The organism is Salinispirillum marinum (assembly GCF_042650105.1).
In the GTDB taxonomy this organism is placed as follows: domain Bacteria; phylum Pseudomonadota; class Gammaproteobacteria; order Pseudomonadales; family Natronospirillaceae; genus Salinispirillum; species Salinispirillum marinum.
Genome location: NZ_JBHSAL010000006.1, coordinates 1 through 16502 on the forward strand (window position 1 = coordinate 1; position 16502 = coordinate 16502).

The window sequence follows — 16502 nt, forward strand, 5'->3', positions numbered from 1 at the left end:
TGGACGGCGCAATTTTGGTTTGTTCAGCCGCTGACGGCCCAATGCCACAAACGCGTGAGCACATCCTGTTGTCACGTCAGGTAGGTGTACCGTACATCGTTGTGTTCCTGAACAAAGCGGACATGGTAGACGACGAAGAGCTGTTGGAGCTGGTAGAAATGGAAGTGCGTGACCTGTTGTCACAGTACGACTTCCCTGGCGACGACACGCCAATCATCATTGGTTCTGCTCTGATGGCGTTAGAAGGCAAAGACGACAACGAAATGGGTACAACTGCGGTTAAGAAACTGGTGGAAACACTGGATTCTTACATCCCAGAACCTGAGCGTGCGATTGACCAGCCGTTCCTGATGCCTGTAGAAGACGTATTCTCTATCGCTGGTCGTGGTACCGTAGTAACGGGCCGTATCGAGCGCGGTATTGTTAAGACTGGTGATGAAGTATCGATCGTTGGTATTCGTGAAACCACGAAGACCACCGTAACCGGTGTTGAAATGTTCCGCAAGCTGCTCGACGAAGGTCGTGCGGGTGAGAACGTAGGCGCCCTGTTGCGTGGTACTAAGCGCGATGACGTAGAGCGTGGCCAAGTATTGGCTAAGCCCGGCACCATCACGCCGCACACCAAGTTCGAAGCCGAAGTATACGTACTGAGCAAAGAAGAAGGTGGTCGTCATACGCCATTCTTCAAAGGTTACCGTCCCCAGTTCTACTTCCGTACAACTGACGTAACCGGTAGCTGTGAATTGCCAGAAGGCGTAGAAATGGTAATGCCAGGTGACAACGTTAAGATGGAAGTGACACTGATCGCGCCCATCGCGATGGAAGACAACCTGCGTTTTGCAATTCGTGAAGGTGGCCGTACCGTTGGTGCGGGCGTTGTAGCGAAAATCATCGAGTAATCCTTTCCAAGTTCGTGTTTTTGTTTGCAAAAACGGTCGGGCCGGTGTAATATCCGCCGCCCGATCGTGTGGTGCAGGCCAGTGGCTCAATTGGTAGAGCATCGGTCTCCAAAACCGAGGGTTGGGGGTTCGAGTCCCTCCTGGCCTGCCATTTTTGCACCATCTATTTTTCAAGGAATCAACATGGCTACACATGCTGCTAACAAAGGCGGAGCTTTAGATGCCCTGAAGTGGCTGGTCGTCATCACCCTATTGGCGGCGGCAGTGCTCGGGAATGGCTATTTTAGTCAAGTTGGCCTGCTGTATCGTGCAATTGGGGTGATTGTGGTGGTTCTGGCGGCCGTTGCAGTGGGTTTAACCACATTGCGTGGGCGCAAATTTAATCAGTTCCGCAAAGAAGCGTGGAACGAGCTGCGTAAAGTCATCTGGCCCAATCGTACAGAGACAACGCAAACCACCCTATTAGTATTGGTGGTTGTATTATTGGTGGCATTGCTGCTTTGGTTGTTTGACACCCTGATCAGTGCGTTGATCAGTATTTTCATCGGATAAAGAAGGAAGGCGTTAATGCGTTGGTACGTGGTACATGCCTACTCGGGCTATGAAAAACGTGTAGCGAGCACGCTGAAAGAGCGCGTTGAGTTGCATGGCATGCAAGACGCCTTTGGTGAAATTCTGGTGCCAACTGAAAGTGTCGTTGAAGTTAAAGACGGCAAGAAGCGTAAAAGCGAGCGTAAGTTCTATCCTGGTTACGTACTGGTTGAGATGGATATGAATGAGGCCAGTTGGCACCTTGTTAAAGGTACGCCAAGGGTGCTTGGGTTTATTGGTGGTACGGCGGAAAAACCTGCCCCATTAACGTCGCGTGAAGCTGATGCTATTTTGCAGCGTGTTAAAGACGGTGCAGAGAAGCCTACACAAAAGACCATCTACGAGCCTGGTCAGGCCATTCGTGTTATCGATGGGCCTTTTGCAGATTTCAACGGTACGGTTGAAAAGGTTAATTACGAGAAAAGTCGTTTACATGTGTCCGTAACGATTTTCGGACGTTCTACGCCGGTTGAGCTCGAGTTCACACAGGTAGAAAAAGTTTAAATCGATGCCTGCCGCATGTTCGGTGGGTATTTGTTGTTAATGGGGAGCTGAAAGGCGTTCGTACCCAAGTGAGGAAGCTATGGCTAAGAAAATCAACGCGTACATCAAGCTGCAAGTTGCAGCCGGTAAGGCAAATCCATCACCACCGGTTGGTCCTGCATTGGGTCAGCATGGTGTGAACATCATGGAATTTTGTAAAGCATTCAACGCTGAAACTCAGAGCATGGAGCCCGGCTTGCCGATCCCTGTTGTGATTACAGTTTACAGCGACCGTAGTTTTACATTCATCACCAAGACTCCACCAGCGTCTGTGTTGTTGAAGAAAGCGGCCGGTTTGAAAAGCGGTTCTGCTCGTCCAAACACAGAAAAAGTAGCCACGTTGTCACGTGCTCAATTGGAAGAGATAGCCAAGACCAAGGAGCCTGATTTAACTGCAGGTGATATGGATGCTGCGGTGCGTACCATTGCAGGTACAGCGCGTAGCATGGGCATCAATGTGGAGGGTGTATAAGATGGCTAAAGTTACTAAGCGTGCACGTGTCATCGCTGAGAAAGTCGATAACATGAAAGCCTACGCGGTTGATGACGCCGTAGCGTTGCTGAAAGAGCTTTCAACCGTTAAGTTTGCGGAGTCGGTCGATATTTCCATTAATTTGGGTGTTGATGCACGTAAATCAGACCAGAACGTGCGTGGCGCCACCGTGTTACCACATGGTACCGGTAAGGATGTACGTATCGCCGTATTTGCACAGGGTGCTGCTGCTGAAGCCGCGAAGGCCGCTGGTGCGGACGCTGTCGGTATGGAAGATCTGGCTGACCTGATGAAGGGTGGCGATCTTAACTTTGGTGTTGTTATCGCTGCACCTGACGCAATGCGCGTTGTTGGTCAGTTGGGCCAGGTTCTGGGTCCTCGTGGTCTGATGCCAAACCCGAAAGTTGGCACAGTAACACCTGATGTTGCAACTGCGGTTAAAAATGCTAAGGCCGGTCAAGCTCGTTTCCGTACAGACAAGAACGGCATTATCCACGCCAGCATTGGCAAGGTTTCTTTTGAGCCTGTTGCCATCAAAGAAAATGCTGAAGCTTTGATTGCTGAGCTGAAGAAGCTTAAGCCGGCCAATGCGAAAGGCGTGTACTTAAAGAAAATTACGTTGTCATCGACGATGGGTCCTGGCTTAACGCTGGATCAAAGTTCGTTGACGGTATAAAGAACTTTGGGGCTCCGTCAGGCTTTCGGGTTTGGCGGGGCTGTCAAAGACCGTAGGTGGTTCATTCAGTGAATCTTAATGTCCTACGCAGACGGTAAAGCCCACTCAGAATTATTGAGCTGGTTACTGGCCGTTATACGTTAACTCGGTTTTCGAACCGATCAATGGGAGAAGTAACGTGGCACTTAGACTCGAAGACAAGAAAGTTGTTGTCGCCGAAGTTAATAAAGTAGCCGCCAGCGCTCACTCTCTGGTTATCGCTGATGCGCGTGGTGTGTCTGTTGCAGACATGACCAAGTTACGCGCCGATGCTCGGGCGAACAATGTATACATGCGCGTAACGCGTAATACATTGGCTCGCCGAGCAGTTGCCGGTACCGAGTTTGAGAGCGCAGCCGATGCCTTCACTGGTCCTACTCTGTTGGCTTTTTCAATGGAAGACCCCGGTGCAGCAGCTCGCTTATTTAAAGAGTTTGCGAAAGCAAATGATAAGTTTGAAGTTAAAGCATTGGCTGTCGGTGGTGAGTTACTGGGTGCTGAGCAGATTGACCGTTTGGCCACCTTGCCTACACGCGATCAAGCGTTGGGTATGTTGGCAAACGTCATGCTGGCGCCAATTACGAAACTGGTACGCACTTTCAACGAAGTACCTACCAAGGTAACTCGTGCGGTGAATGCTGTCGCAGAACAGAAGAAAGCAGCCTGATTCTACTCGCTGCTTGAATAGATTATTTGGAGATTATTGAAATGGCTTTGTCAAAAGACGATATCTTGAATGCAATCGCTGAAATGTCTGTAATGGACGTTGTTGCATTGGTTGAAGCAATGGAAGAAAAATTCGGTGTTTCTGCACAAGCTGCTGTAGCTGTTGCTGCTGCTCCTGCTGCCGCTGCCGCTGCTGCTGAAGAGCAAACTGAATTTGACGTTATCTTGGCTTCTGCTGGTGAGAAGAAAGTAAACGTAATCAAAGTGGTTCGTGAAATCACTGGCGAAGGCCTGAAAGAAGCTAAAGCTATGGTAGATGGCGCTCCTGCTACTATCAAAGAAGGTGTTTCTAAAGCCGATGCAGACGCTCTGAAAGCGAAGCTGGAAGAAGCTGGCGCAACTGTAGAGCTGAAGTAATCATTACCCTTCAGGGGAATGATCAGAACGCATGGCTGGCGTCGTTTCGACGCCAGCCTTTTTGCCGTTCTAGGATTAATGCTTTTTTCCTTCATTATGAAGGCCGGACGCAAGTCCCAACGAACCGTCCACTAATGTGAGCTGGGGAACGCTAAATGGCTTACTCTTATACCGAGAAAAAACGTATTCGTAAGGATTTTGGGAAGATTCCACCTGTGATGGAATTGCCCTATCTGCTTGCGATTCAGATGGACTCCTACCGCAAATTTTTACAATCCGACCCCGAAGCAGAATCTGCTTCAGACATCGGCTTGCATGCGGCCTTTCAGTCCATTTTTCCTATCACCAGTTATTCCGGTAACGCTTCACTCGAATACGTAACTTATCGGCTGGGTGAGCCTGCATTCGATGTTAAAGAATGCCAACTGCGCGGTGTAACCTACTCTGCACCTTTGCGCGTCAAAGTCCGCTTGGTCATTTATGACAAAGAGTCTTCTTCGAAGGCCATTAAGGACATCAAAGAACAAGAAGTCTACATGGGTGAAATTCCCCTGATGACAGAAAACGTTACCTTCGTGGTTAACGGTACCGAACGAGTAATCGTTTCTCAGTTGCACCGTTCGCCCGGTGTGTTCTTCGATCACGACCGTGGTAAGACACACTCATCGGGTAAACTGTTGTTCTCAGCCCGAGTGATTCCTTACCGCGGCTCTTGGTTGGATTTTGAATTCGACCCGAAAGACAACGTGTTTGTCCGTATCGACCGTCGCCGTAAGTTGCCAGCCACCATTTTGCTGCGCGCTCTGGGTTACGAAAACCAAGATATGCTGGATATGTTCTTCGAAACTGTAGAGTTTCGTAAGGGCGATGTCCATTACCAAATGGCGTTTAAAGCGGATCACCTGAAGGGTGAAAACGCCAGTTTTGATATCGTCGATAACGACGGCAATATCATCATTGAAGCGGGTCGCCGTATTACCGCGCGTCACGTTCGCCTGATCGAAAAGGCCGGCATAGAGCACATCAATGTACCGGATGAGTACATCGTTGGTAAGACATTGGCGAAGTCCTTTGTAGACACCAAAACAGGTGAAATCATCGCACCCTGCAACGCTGAAATTACAGCAGATTTGTTGCAGAAGATCCGTGAGTCAGGCCAGCCGAGCTTGGAAGTTTTGTACACCAACGAGCTGGATTGCGGCCCTTATGTGTCTGAAACACTGCGTATCGATCCTTCGTCTACGCGCTTGGAAGCATTGGTCGAAATCTATCGCATGATGCGTCCTGGTGAACCGCCAACAAAAGAATCCGCAGAAGCGCTGTTTGAAAACCTGTTCTTCTCGGCTGATCGTTATGACTTGAGCACGGTCGGGCGGATGAAGTTCAACCGTCGTCTGGGGCGTGAGCATGATGAGGGCGGCGGTATTCTCAGTAAGGAAGACATTACTGAAGTATTGAAAACGCTGATCGATATTCGTAACGGCAAAGGTGAAGTTGATGACATCGACCACTTGGGTAACCGTCGCGTTCGTTCAGTGGGAGAGATGGCGGAGAATCAATTCCGGGTTGGCTTGGTGCGTGTAGAGCGCGCGGTGCGTGAGCGTTTGTCTTTGGCCGAAAGCGAAGGCTTGATGCCTCAGGATTTGATCAACGCCAAGCCGGTAGCGGCGGCGGTCAAAGAATTCTTTGGTTCCAGCCAGTTGTCGCAGTTCATGGATCAGAACAACCCGCTGTCAGAAGTAACGCACAAGCGTCGTGTTTCTGCGTTAGGGCCGGGTGGTTTGACCCGTGAACGCGCAGGCTTTGAAGTTCGTGACGTACACCAGACGCACTACGGTCGTGTATGTCCGATCGAAACGCCAGAAGGTCCAAACATTGGTTTGATCAACTCCTTAGCCACGTACGCCCGCACCAACCATTACGGTTTCTTGGAAACTGCTTATCGGGTGGTGAAAGGTGGTCAGGCGACAGATGAGATCGTTTATTTGTCGGCCATTGATGAAGGCAAGCATGTTATCGCGCAGGCCAACGTGCCGATGGATGACGAAAACCGCATCCAAGGTGAGTTTGTGCAGGTTCGCCATAAAGGTGAATTTACGCTAGCGCCCGTTGATTCGATTGATCTGATGGACGTATCGCCGCGCCAAGTCGTATCGGTGGCAGCAGCATTGATACCGTTCCTTGAGCACGATGATGCTAACCGCGCCTTGATGGGCTCGAACATGCAACGGCAAGCCGTGCCAACATTGCGAGCGCAGAAGCCTGTGGTCGGTACTGGTATTGAGCGTACTGTTGCTCGTGACTCCGGCGTGTGTGCTGTCGCACGTCGCGGTGGCGTGATTGAGACCGTTGATGCTACGCGCATTGTGGTGCGTGTTAATGACAGTGAAGTAGAAGGGGCAGAAGCTGGGGTAGATATTTATAACCTCACGAAGTACACCCGTTCGAACCAAAACACATGCATTAACCAGCGTCCAATCGTCAGCCAAGGCGACCAAGTAGAGCGGGGCGATATTTTGGCCGATGGTCCGTCCACCGATTTGGGTGAACTGGCACTGGGTCAGAACATGCGTATCGCGTTCATGCCGTGGAACGGTTACAACTTCGAAGACTCGATTCTGATTTCAGAAAAAGTGGTCAAAGAAGATCGTTTAACGACGGTTCACATTCAAGAGCTGACGTGTATTGCGCGTGACACCAAGTTAGGGCCGGAAGAGATTACGGCGGATATTCCTAACGTGGGTGAGTCTGCGCTGAGTAAGCTGGATGAAAGCGGTATTGTTTATGTCGGTGCCGAAGTAGGTCCTGGCGATATTCTGGTTGGAAAAGTAACGCCGAAAAGCGAAACCCAGCTGACGCCGGAAGAGAAGCTGTTGCGTGCCATTTTCGGCGAGAAAGCCTCGGATGTTAAAGACACGTCGCAACGCGTAAAAGGTGGCATGCGTGGCACGGTGGTTGATGTGCAGGTGTTCACCCGTGACGGTGTGGAAAAAGACGCGCGTGCAAAAGCCATTGAAAAACAGCAGATGGAAGAATTCCGTAAAGACTTGAAAGCGGAATATAAAATCATCGAGCAAGCAACGTTTGAGCGTTTAGCGAATGTGTTGGAAGGCGCGACCGTTAATGGCGGTGCTGGCATTGCTAAAGGCACCAAACTGACCAAAGAAATTTTGGTAGGTTTGACGCATAACGATTGGTTCACGCTGCGCTTAGCGGAAGAAGAGAAAGCTGCTGCATTGGAAAGTGCCGAGCAGCAATTGAAAGAAACCAAAGAAGACCAAGAGCGTCGCTTTGAAGTGAAGCGTCGTAAGGTCATGTCGGGTGATGATCTGGCGCCGGGTGTACTGAAGATCGTTAAGGTGTATTTGGCCGTTAAACGCCGGATTCAACCGGGCGATAAAATGGCCGGTCGTCATGGTAATAAAGGGGTTATCTCCAATATTATCCCGATCGAAGACATGCCATATGACGAAAAAGGTAATCCAGTTGATATCGTCCTGAACCCTCTGGGTGTGCCTTCGCGGATGAACGTAGGCCAGATCCTGGAAACGCACTTAGGTGCGGCGGCCATGGGTATTGGTGAGCGTATCAATGACATGTTGCGCGAGCAGCGTGCAGTGAGCGAAGTACGCCAATATCTGGACAAGGTATACAACACCGTAGGTACAACCTACCGCAAAGAAAACCTGGATGAGCTGAACGACAAAGAGATTTTGGAGTTGGCGGGTAATCTGCGCGGCGGCCTGCCCGTCAGTACACCGGTCTTTGACGGTGCCAAAGAGCACGAAGTCAAGGCGCTGCTGGAGTTGGCTGAATTGCCAAGCTCAGGGCAGATTCAGTTGTGGGATGGTCGCACAGGCGAGCCTTTTGAGCGTCAAACGACGGTCGGCTACATGTATATGCTGAAGTTGAACCACTTGGTTGACGACAAGATGCATGCGCGGTCAACCGGTTCGTACAGCTTGGTTACCCAGCAGCCTCTGGGTGGTAAAGCGCAGTTCGGTGGTCAGCGTTTCGGGGAAATGGAAGTGTGGGCGCTGGAAGCCTATGGTGCTGCTCATACCCTGCAGGAAATGTTGACGGTTAAATCGGACGACGTGAATGGCCGTACGAAGATGTATAAAAACATCGTCGATGGTGACCACCGCATGGAGCCGGGTATGCCTGAGTCGTTTAACGTGTTGATCAAAGAAATTCGGTCACTCGGCATCGACATCGAACTGGAACACGACTAAGCGCCACAGTGTTTACTGTATCGCGGCCACAACGGATGTGGCCAGTGCTCACCCGGGTTTGGGTGAGCGATCATGGGTAATTGGGGCAAGGCGCGTGCGTTGCTCCCATCATTAACTAGCTGAGGCAGTTATATGAAAGACTTATTAGGTCTGCTTAAGGCGCAAAGCCACGAGGAAGAATTCGACTCGATTCGAATCGGCTTGGCATCGCCTGAGATGATTCGCTCTTGGTCCTTTGGTGAAGTGAAAAAGCCGGAGACCATTAACTACCGTACCTTCAAGCCGGAGCGTGATGGCTTGTTCTGTGCGCGTATTTTTGGGCCAATTAAAGATTACGAATGCTTGTGCGGTAAGTACAAGCGATTGAAGCATCGTGGTGTCATTTGTGAGAAGTGTGGTGTTGAAGTCACACAAGCCAAAGTGCGCCGCGAGCGTATGGGTCACATTGAATTGGCCGCGCCGGTTGCCCACATTTGGTTTTTGAAATCCTTGCCATCGCGCATTGGTTTGATGCTGGACATGACCCTGCGTGATATCGAGCGGATTCTCTATTACGAATCATTCGTTGTTATTGAGCCCGGCATGACCACGCTGGAAAAAGGTCAGTTGTTGTCTGATGAAGATTACTATCAGGCGATCGAAGAGTTTGGTGACGACTTCGATGCCCGTATGGGTGCCGAAGCGATTCAACAGTTGTTGAAAGACATCAAAGTCGAACAAGAAATCGCTCAGTTGCGTGAAGAAATTCCGGCAACCAACAGCGAAACGAAAATCAAGAAGCTGTCCAAGCGTCTGAAGATTTTAGAAGCCTTCCACAAGTCAGGTAACGACCCTGAGTGGATGGTGATGACCGTCCTGCCTGTTCTACCGCCGGATTTGCGTCCGTTGGTGCCGCTGGATGGTGGACGTTTTGCAACGTCTGATTTGAACGATTTGTATCGTCGCGTGATTAACCGCAACAACCGCTTGAAGCGTCTGTTGGAGCTGAATGCGCCGGATATCATCGTGCGTAATGAAAAGCGCATGTTGCAAGAATCCGTCGATGCGTTGCTGGATAACGGTCGTCGTGGTCGTGCCATCACCGGTTCTAATCGCCGTCCTTTGAAGTCACTGGCTGACATGATCAAAGGTAAGCAAGGTCGTTTCCGGCAAAACCTGTTGGGTAAGCGCGTGGACTACTCTGGCCGTTCGGTCATCGTGGTGGGTCCAACCCTGCGTTTGCATCAGTGCGGTCTGCCGAAAAAAATGGCGTTGGAGCTGTTCAAGCCGTTTATCTACAGCAAGCTCGAGTTGCGTGGTTTGGCGACAACGATTAAAGCCGCCAAGAAAATGGTTGAGCGTGAAGAAGCGATTGTTTGGGATATCCTGGACGAAGTCATACGCGAGCACCCGGTATTGCTGAACCGTGCACCAACCTTGCACCGCTTGGGTATTCAAGCGTTTGAGCCGACCCTGATTGAAGGTAAAGCGATTCAGTTGCACCCGCTGGTGTGTGCGGCTTACAACGCCGACTTCGACGGTGACCAGATGGCGGTGCACGTACCGCTGACCTTGGAAGCACAGTTAGAAGCGCGGGCATTGATGATGTCCACCAACAACATACTGTCGCCTGCCAACGGTGAGCCGATCATCGTGCCGTCGCAAGACGTGGTGTTGGGTCTGTATTACATGACGCGTGACCGCATCAATGACAAAGGCGAAGGCATGATTTTCGCTGATGTTAAAGAAGTGCAGCGTGCGTATGGTGCGGGTGTGGTCGGTTTGCAAGCACGGATTAAGGTGCGTGTGCGCGAAGTGATCAAGCTTGACGGTGAAGTTGAAGAGCGGACGTCGATTCAAGACACCACCGTGGGCCGGGTTATTCTGTACACCATCGTACCTGAAGGCTTGCCCTTTGAGCTGGTGAACCGTGCGATGAAGAAAAAGGCGATCTCTCAATTGTTGAATGAGAGTTATCGTCGTGCTGGTTTGAAAGATACCGTTATCTTTGCTGACCAGATCATGTACATGGGCTTTTCGTACGCAACGCGCAGTGGTTCGTCCATCGGGGTGAATGACTTCGAGATTCCGGCGAACAAAGGCGACATCTTGGGTAAAGCCGAAGCCGAAGTGCAGGAAATCCAAGAACAGTACGAAGGCGGCCTGGTAACACAAGGCGAGAAATACAACAAAGTGGTCGACATCTGGTCACGGGCGAATGAAAACATCGCGCGTTCGATGATGGAATCCATCGGTAAAGAAAAAACCATTGATAAGAACGGTGATGAAGTCGATCAAGAATCGTTCAACTCCGTTTATATCTATGCCGACTCTGGTGCTCGTGGCTCCCCAGCGCAGATTCGTCAGTTGGCCGGTATGCGTGGTCTGATGGCGAAGCCTGATGGGTCGATCATCGAGAACCCCATCAAGACAAACTTCCGTGAAGGTTTGTCGGTCGGTGAATACTTTATCTCTACGCACGGTGCGCGGAAAGGTTTGGCGGACACGGCCTTGAAAACGGCCAACTCCGGGTACTTGACGCGTCGTTTGGTTGACGTAGCACAAGATGTTGTGGTCACCGAGATCGATTGTGGCACCCTCAATGGGGTTAAAGTTGAGCCGGTCATTGAAGGCGGTGATGTCGTGGTTGCCCTGGGCCAGCAGGTTCTGGGTCGTGTCGTCGCGCAAGATGTCATGATGCCAGGCACGGATGACGTTGCAGTGCCTGCCGGTACGTTGCTGGATGAGGCTTGGGTCGTCAAGATTGATGAGTGGGGTATAGACCAAATCATAGCGCGCTCAACCATCACTTGTGACACCCTGCACGGTATCTGTGCTAAGTGCTACGGTCGTGACTTGGCGCGTGGTCACTTGGTTAATATCGGCGAAGCAGTGGGTATCATTGCGGCGCAATCGATCGGTGAGCCAGGCACCCAGTTAACGATGCGTACGTTCCACATCGGTGGTGCAGCATCCAGTTCATCGGCTATTGACAACGTGCAAGTGAAGCACGGTGGCAAGGTGCGGATGCACAACACCAAAACCGCTGAGCGTGAAAACGGTGAGTTGGTAACGGTGTCGCGCTCATCGGTGTTGGCGATTACCGATTCGGCCGGTCGCGAGCGTGAGCGCTATAAATTGCCCTACGGTGCTACCGTACTGGTGCGTGAAGGCGATGCGGTTGACGCAGGCCAGATCGTGGCGAAATGGGATCCGCACACGCATCCTATAATTTCCGAATTTAAGGGTAAGGTGCAATTCATTGGCTTGGACGATGGTGTCACCATCAACGCCAAGTTGGATGAGTTGACCGGTGTATCCAGCATTGAAGTGATCCCGCAAAAGGATCGTAACAGTGCCGGTAAAGACATCCGCCCAATGCTGAAATTGTTGGACAGCAAAGGCAAAGAGATTAAGTTCGGTGATTCCGATCAGCCCGTACAGTATTTCTTGCCTGATGGTTCCTTGTTGAGCCTGAGCGATGGTCAAAGCGTTAACGTGGGTGACGTATTAGCGCGTATCCCACAAGAAACGTCCGGTAACAAAGACATCACGGGTGGTCTGCCACGGGTGGCTGACTTGTTTGAAGCGCGGAAGCCTAAAGAACCGGCAATTCTCGCCGAGATCTCGGGGACCATTGGTTTTGGTAAAGAAACCAAAGGTAAGAAGCGCTTGATGATCACCGCGTCTAACGGTGACGCCTATGAAGAACTGATCCCGAAATGGCGTCAATTGAGTGTGTTCGAAGGTGAAACGGTCGAAAAAGGTGAGTTGATCTCCGACGGTCCGTTGAATCCGCACGACATCTTGCGTCTGTTGGGTGTTGAAGCGCTGTCGCAGTACATTACGGAAGAAATTCAGGAAGTGTATCGCTTACAGGGCGTGGTCATTAACGACAAGCATATTGAAACCATCGTGCGTCAGATGCTGCGTAAAGTGATCATCGTTGAGCCCAACGACACGCACTTCATCAAAGGTGATCAAGTTGAATTCACCGCCGTTCAGCAAGCCAATGCTGAAATGGAAGCCGCCGGTAAGTTGCCAGCGTCCTATGAGCGTGTGTTGTTAGGTATTACGAAGGCTTCGTTGGCCACTGAATCGTTCATTTCTGCTGCATCGTTCCAAGAAACGACGCGCGTTCTGACCGAAGGTGCGGTAACGGGCAAACGTGATTATCTGCGTGGTTTGAAAGAGAACGTGGTCGTGGGGCGTTTGATCCCAGCGGGTACGGGCTTGGCCTACCATGCCGAGCGCAAACGTAAGCGCGAAGAGCGTCTGAACAGCAATGGCCGCCCAACGGTCAGCGCCAGTGATGTCGAAGCCGCGTTGAGCGAAGCGTTGAATAAATAAGCGCAAATAGTACGGCTTGACTAAAAATCAGTCGGGCCCTATCATTCGCGTCCTTTTATTGTCCCGGACCCCTGTCCGGGACAATTCATTGTTTAGAAGCAAAAACTGGAGAAGGCTGAATGGCAACCATTAACCAATTGGTTCGCAAGCCACGTAAGCGCAAAGTGATCCCTAGTGACGTTCGTGCGTTACAGGCGTGTCCGCAGCGTCGTGGTGTTTGTACGCGCGTGTATACCACTACCCCGAAAAAACCAAACTCTGCGCTGCGTAAAGTATGTCGTGTGCGTTTGACCAACGGGTACGAAGTGTCCTCTTACATCGGTGGTGAAGGCCACAACTTGCAAGAGCACTCAGTCGTACTGATTCGTGGTGGTCGGGTAAAAGATTTACCAGGCGTGCGTTACCACACAGTACGTGGTGCTCTGGACTGTGCTGGCGTTGCCAAGCGTCTGCAAGCACGTTCTAAGTACGGTACCAAGCGCGCTAAGAAGTAATCGTAATTTTTAATTTGTCGTTTCTATTTGCTTTACGTAACTAGATAAGAGTAAGGCCGGACAAGACATTAAGTTGTCATGGTTTCGGATTACCCTGAAGACCTAATACAGAGGGCTTATCATGCCAAGAAGACGTGTTGTCGCCAAACGCGACGTATTGCCAGATCCGAAGTTTCACAATCAAACTTTGGCCAAATTTATGAACCACGTAATGGTCGACGGTAAGAAATCTATCGCCGAGCGTATCGTGTACGGCGCGCTCGCCAAAATTGAAGAGCGTACCAAGAAAGATCCTATCGAAGTATTCGAAGCTGCCTTAGAAGCGGTTGCCCCGATGGTGGAAGTTAAATCCCGCCGTGTCGGTGGTGCAACGTATCAGGTGCCTGTAGAAGTGCGTCCTGAGCGTCGTCAAGCACTGGCCATGCGCTGGCTGGTAGATTGCGCGCGTAAGCGTGGCGAGAAGTCGATGGATTTGCGGTTGGCCGGAGAATTGGCTGACGCAGTAGAAGGTAAAGGCGCCGCCGCGAAGAAACGTGAAGACGTTCACCGCATGGCCGAAGCCAACAAAGCCTTCTCACATTTTCGCTTCTAAAAAACAGGGGAAAGAATCGTGGCTCGTAAGACTCCGATTGAACGCTATCGTAACATCGGTATTTGTGCGCACGTTGATGCGGGCAAGACCACTACCACTGAACGTATCCTGTTCTATACCGGTTTATCTCATAAGATCGGTGAAGTGCATGACGGTGCTGCAACGACTGACTGGATGGAGCAGGAGCAAGAGCGTGGTATTACCATTACCTCGGCTGCTGTAACAACCTTCTGGAAAGGCATGCGTGCTCAGTTTGACGAGCACCGCATTAACGTTATCGACACCCCTGGGCACGTAGACTTCACCATCGAAGTAGAGCGCTCATTGCGCGTACTTGACGGTGCGGTTGTTGTATTGTGTGCTTCCTCTGGTGTGCAGCCACAAACCGAAACGGTTTGGCGTCAAGCCAACAAATATGAAGTGCCGCGCATGGTGTTCGTCAACAAGATGGACCGTGCGGGCGCAAACTTCATGCGCGTCGTAAACCAAATGAAAGATCGTTTGGGTGCGAAAGCCGTACCTATCCAGTTGCCAATCGGTGCGGAAGACGACTTTAAAGGTGTTATCGACCTCATTAAAATGAAAGCTATTTTGTGGAATGAAGAAGATCAAGGTATGACCTTTGATTACGCTGACATTCCTGCGGACATGCTTGAAGAAGCCGAAGAAGCACGTAGCAACATGGTGGAAGCTGCCGCCGAAGCGAACGACGATTTCATGAACAAATATTTGGAAGGCGAAGAGCTGACCGAAGACGAAATCAAAGCTGGCCTGCGTGCTCGTACCTTGGACAACGACCTGATTCTGACGCTGTGTGGTTCAGCCTTTAAGAACAAGGGCGTACAGGCTGTGCTGGATGCGGTCATTGAGTTCATGCCAAGTCCGACCGAAGTTAAAGACATTGAAGGTGTATTGGAAGACGGCGAAACCGTTGCGCGTCGTATTTCAAGCGATGACGAGCCTTTTGCCTCTTTGGCGTTCAAAATTGCCACCGACCCCTTCGTCGGTACGCTGACGTTTATTCGCGTTTACTCTGGGGTGTTGAACTCAGGTGACGGCGTGGTGAACTCGGTTAAAGGCAAGAAAGAGCGTGTGGGCCGTATGGTTCAGATGCACGCGAACGACCGCCAAGAGATCAAAGAAGTGCGCGCTGGTGATATCGCTGCTCTGGTCGGTATCAAAACTGTTACCACAGGTGATACGTTGTGTGATCCTAACAACATCATCACCTTGGAGCGCATGGACTTCCCTGAGCCGGTAATCCAGGTTGCTGTGGAGCCAAAATCGAAAGCAGACCAAGAGAAAATGGGCGTTGCTTTGGGTAAGTTGGCGCAGGAAGATCCTTCTTTCCGTGTTCATACAGACGAAGAAACCGGTCAGACCATCATTGGTGGTATGGGTGAGTTGCACCTCGACATCATCGTTGACCGTATGAAACGTGAGTTTAAGGTTGAAGCCAACATCGGTGCACCACAAGTAGCTTACCGTGAGAAAATCCGTCAGTCGTGCGAAATTGAAAGTAAGTTCGTGCGCCAGTCGGGTGGTCGTGGTCAGTACGGTCACGTAGTGGTGCGGTTTGAGCCGAAAGAAGGTGACGACCTTGAGTTCGTCAATGAAATCGTTGGTGGTGTCGTACCTAAGGAATACATTCCTGCGGTAGAAAAAGGCATCGCCGAGCAGATGAAAAACGGTATTCTGGCGGGCTATCCATTACTGGGCTTGCGTGCCACCTTGATCGACGGTTCATATCACGACGTTGACTCCAACGAAATGGCGTTTAAAGTCGCTGCTTCGATGGCTGTGAAGAAACTTGCCGAGAAAGGTAATCCTGTATTGATGGAGCCTATGATGAAAGTCGAAGCGGTAACGCCAGAAGACTACATGGGTGACGTCATGGGTGACTTAAACCGTCGCCGTGGATTGGTGCAAGGTATGGACGACAGTCCATCCGGTAAAATCATCAACGCTGAAGTTCCGCTTTCTGAGATGTTTGGTTATGCCACGGATCTGCGTTCTATGTCACAGGGCCGTGCGTCCTACACCATGGAATTCTCGCAGTATTCAGAAGCACCGAACAACATCGCGGAAGCCATTATCAAGAAGGCCTGATCCATCAGGCCCCTATTTAGCATATTGAGGTAAATTGACATGTCAAAGGCAACCTTTGAGCGCAGCAAGCCCCACCTGAACGTGGGCACCATTGGTCACGTAGACCACGGTAAAACAACACTGACTGCAGCCCTGACGCGCGTTTGTTACGACGTATGGGGAACAGGCGAAAAGCGTGCGTTCGACCAGATCGACAACGCACCTGAAGAGCGTGCGCGTGGTATCACCATCGCCACATCTCACGTTGAATATGATTCACCTGAGCGCCACTACGCGCACGTTGACTGCCCTGGGCACGCTGACTATGTGAAAAACATGATCACCGGTGCGGCGCAGATGGACGGCGCAATTTTGGTTTGTTCAGCCGCTGACGGCCCAATGCCACAAACGCGTGAGCACATCCTGTTGTCACGTCAGGT

The 16502-nt window shown here is 50.9% G+C and carries 13 protein-coding genes and 1 tRNA gene; all 14 read left to right on the plus strand.

The window, feature by feature from the left end; all coding sequences use genetic code 11:
* A partial coding sequence (gene tuf, locus ACFOSD_RS15210) for an elongation factor Tu (RefSeq protein WP_380709207.1) occupies positions 1-899 on the plus strand: 899 nt, incomplete at its 5' end.
* Between the two features lie 75 nt (positions 900-974).
* Positions 975-1050, plus strand: a tRNA-Trp gene (locus ACFOSD_RS15215).
* Between the two features lie 32 nt (positions 1051-1082).
* Complete coding sequence (gene secE, locus ACFOSD_RS15220; RefSeq protein ID WP_380698281.1) at positions 1083-1451, plus strand: preprotein translocase subunit SecE; 369 nt, start codon at positions 1083-1085, stop codon at positions 1449-1451.
* A gap of 15 nt (positions 1452-1466) precedes the next feature.
* Entirely contained in the window at positions 1467-1994 is a 528-nt protein-coding gene (gene nusG / locus ACFOSD_RS15225; protein ID WP_380698279.1) for a transcription termination/antitermination protein NusG, read from the plus strand.
* A gap of 79 nt (positions 1995-2073) precedes the next feature.
* Positions 2074-2505 carry a 50S ribosomal protein L11 gene (gene rplK / locus ACFOSD_RS15230; RefSeq protein WP_380698277.1) on the plus strand — a complete coding sequence of 144 codons (432 nt, stop codon included), beginning with the start codon at positions 2074-2076 and terminating at the stop codon, positions 2503-2505.
* 1 nt (position 2506) lies between these two features.
* The gene (gene rplA, locus ACFOSD_RS15235; protein WP_380698275.1) at positions 2507-3202 is read left to right on the plus strand and encodes a 50S ribosomal protein L1; all 696 of its coding nucleotides are present in this window, start codon (positions 2507-2509) and stop codon (positions 3200-3202) included.
* Between the two features lie 178 nt (positions 3203-3380).
* Positions 3381-3908, plus strand: coding sequence for a 50S ribosomal protein L10 (rplJ, locus tag ACFOSD_RS15240; RefSeq protein ID WP_380698273.1), 528 nt, complete (start codon positions 3381-3383; stop codon positions 3906-3908).
* Positions 3909-3949: 41 nt separating this feature from the next.
* Entirely contained in the window at positions 3950-4324 is a 375-nt protein-coding gene (rplL, locus tag ACFOSD_RS15245; protein ID WP_380698271.1) for a 50S ribosomal protein L7/L12, read from the plus strand.
* 155 nt (positions 4325-4479) lie between these two features.
* Positions 4480-8559 carry a DNA-directed RNA polymerase subunit beta gene (gene rpoB / locus ACFOSD_RS15250; RefSeq protein ID WP_380698269.1) on the plus strand — a complete coding sequence of 1360 codons (4080 nt, stop codon included), beginning with the start codon at positions 4480-4482 and terminating at the stop codon, positions 8557-8559.
* A gap of 132 nt (positions 8560-8691) precedes the next feature.
* Positions 8692-12888: a DNA-directed RNA polymerase subunit beta' gene (gene rpoC, locus ACFOSD_RS15255; protein ID WP_380698267.1), complete on the plus strand. Its 4197-nt coding sequence runs from the start codon at positions 8692-8694 to the stop codon at positions 12886-12888.
* Positions 12889-13007: 119 nt separating this feature from the next.
* Positions 13008-13382 carry a 30S ribosomal protein S12 gene (rpsL, locus tag ACFOSD_RS15260; protein WP_304995074.1) on the plus strand — a complete coding sequence of 125 codons (375 nt, stop codon included), beginning with the start codon at positions 13008-13010 and terminating at the stop codon, positions 13380-13382.
* Positions 13383-13503: 121 nt separating this feature from the next.
* Entirely contained in the window at positions 13504-13974 is a 471-nt protein-coding gene (gene rpsG, locus ACFOSD_RS15265) for a 30S ribosomal protein S7 (protein WP_380698265.1), read from the plus strand.
* Between the two features lie 18 nt (positions 13975-13992).
* Positions 13993-16083, plus strand: a complete 2091-nt coding sequence (gene fusA, locus ACFOSD_RS15270) for an elongation factor G (protein WP_380698263.1) — start codon at positions 13993-13995, stop codon at positions 16081-16083.
* A gap of 39 nt (positions 16084-16122) precedes the next feature.
* The coding region (locus ACFOSD_RS15275; RefSeq protein ID WP_380709209.1) for a GTP-binding protein at positions 16123-16502 on the plus strand (380 nt) is incomplete at its 3' end.

What these genes read in the sequence shown, in the direction of transcription:
- secE (WP_380698281.1), top strand. Translation starts at nt 1,083, where the DNA reads ATGGCTACACATGCTGCTAACAAAGGCGGAGCTTTAGATGCCCTGAAG.
- nusG (WP_380698279.1), top strand. Translation starts at nt 1,467, where the DNA reads ATGCGTTGGTACGTGGTACATGCCTACTCGGGCTATGAAAAACGTGTA.
- rplK (WP_380698277.1), top strand. Translation starts at nt 2,074, where the DNA reads ATGGCTAAGAAAATCAACGCGTACATCAAGCTGCAAGTTGCAGCCGGT.
- rplA (WP_380698275.1), top strand. Translation starts at nt 2,507, where the DNA reads ATGGCTAAAGTTACTAAGCGTGCACGTGTCATCGCTGAGAAAGTCGAT.
- rplL (WP_380698271.1), top strand. Translation starts at nt 3,950, where the DNA reads ATGGCTTTGTCAAAAGACGATATCTTGAATGCAATCGCTGAAATGTCT.
- rpoB (WP_380698269.1), top strand. Translation starts at nt 4,480, where the DNA reads ATGGCTTACTCTTATACCGAGAAAAAACGTATTCGTAAGGATTTTGGG.
- rpoC (WP_380698267.1), top strand. Translation starts at nt 8,692, where the DNA reads ATGAAAGACTTATTAGGTCTGCTTAAGGCGCAAAGCCACGAGGAAGAA.
- rpsL (WP_304995074.1), top strand. Translation starts at nt 13,008, where the DNA reads ATGGCAACCATTAACCAATTGGTTCGCAAGCCACGTAAGCGCAAAGTG.
- rpsG (WP_380698265.1), top strand. Translation starts at nt 13,504, where the DNA reads ATGCCAAGAAGACGTGTTGTCGCCAAACGCGACGTATTGCCAGATCCG.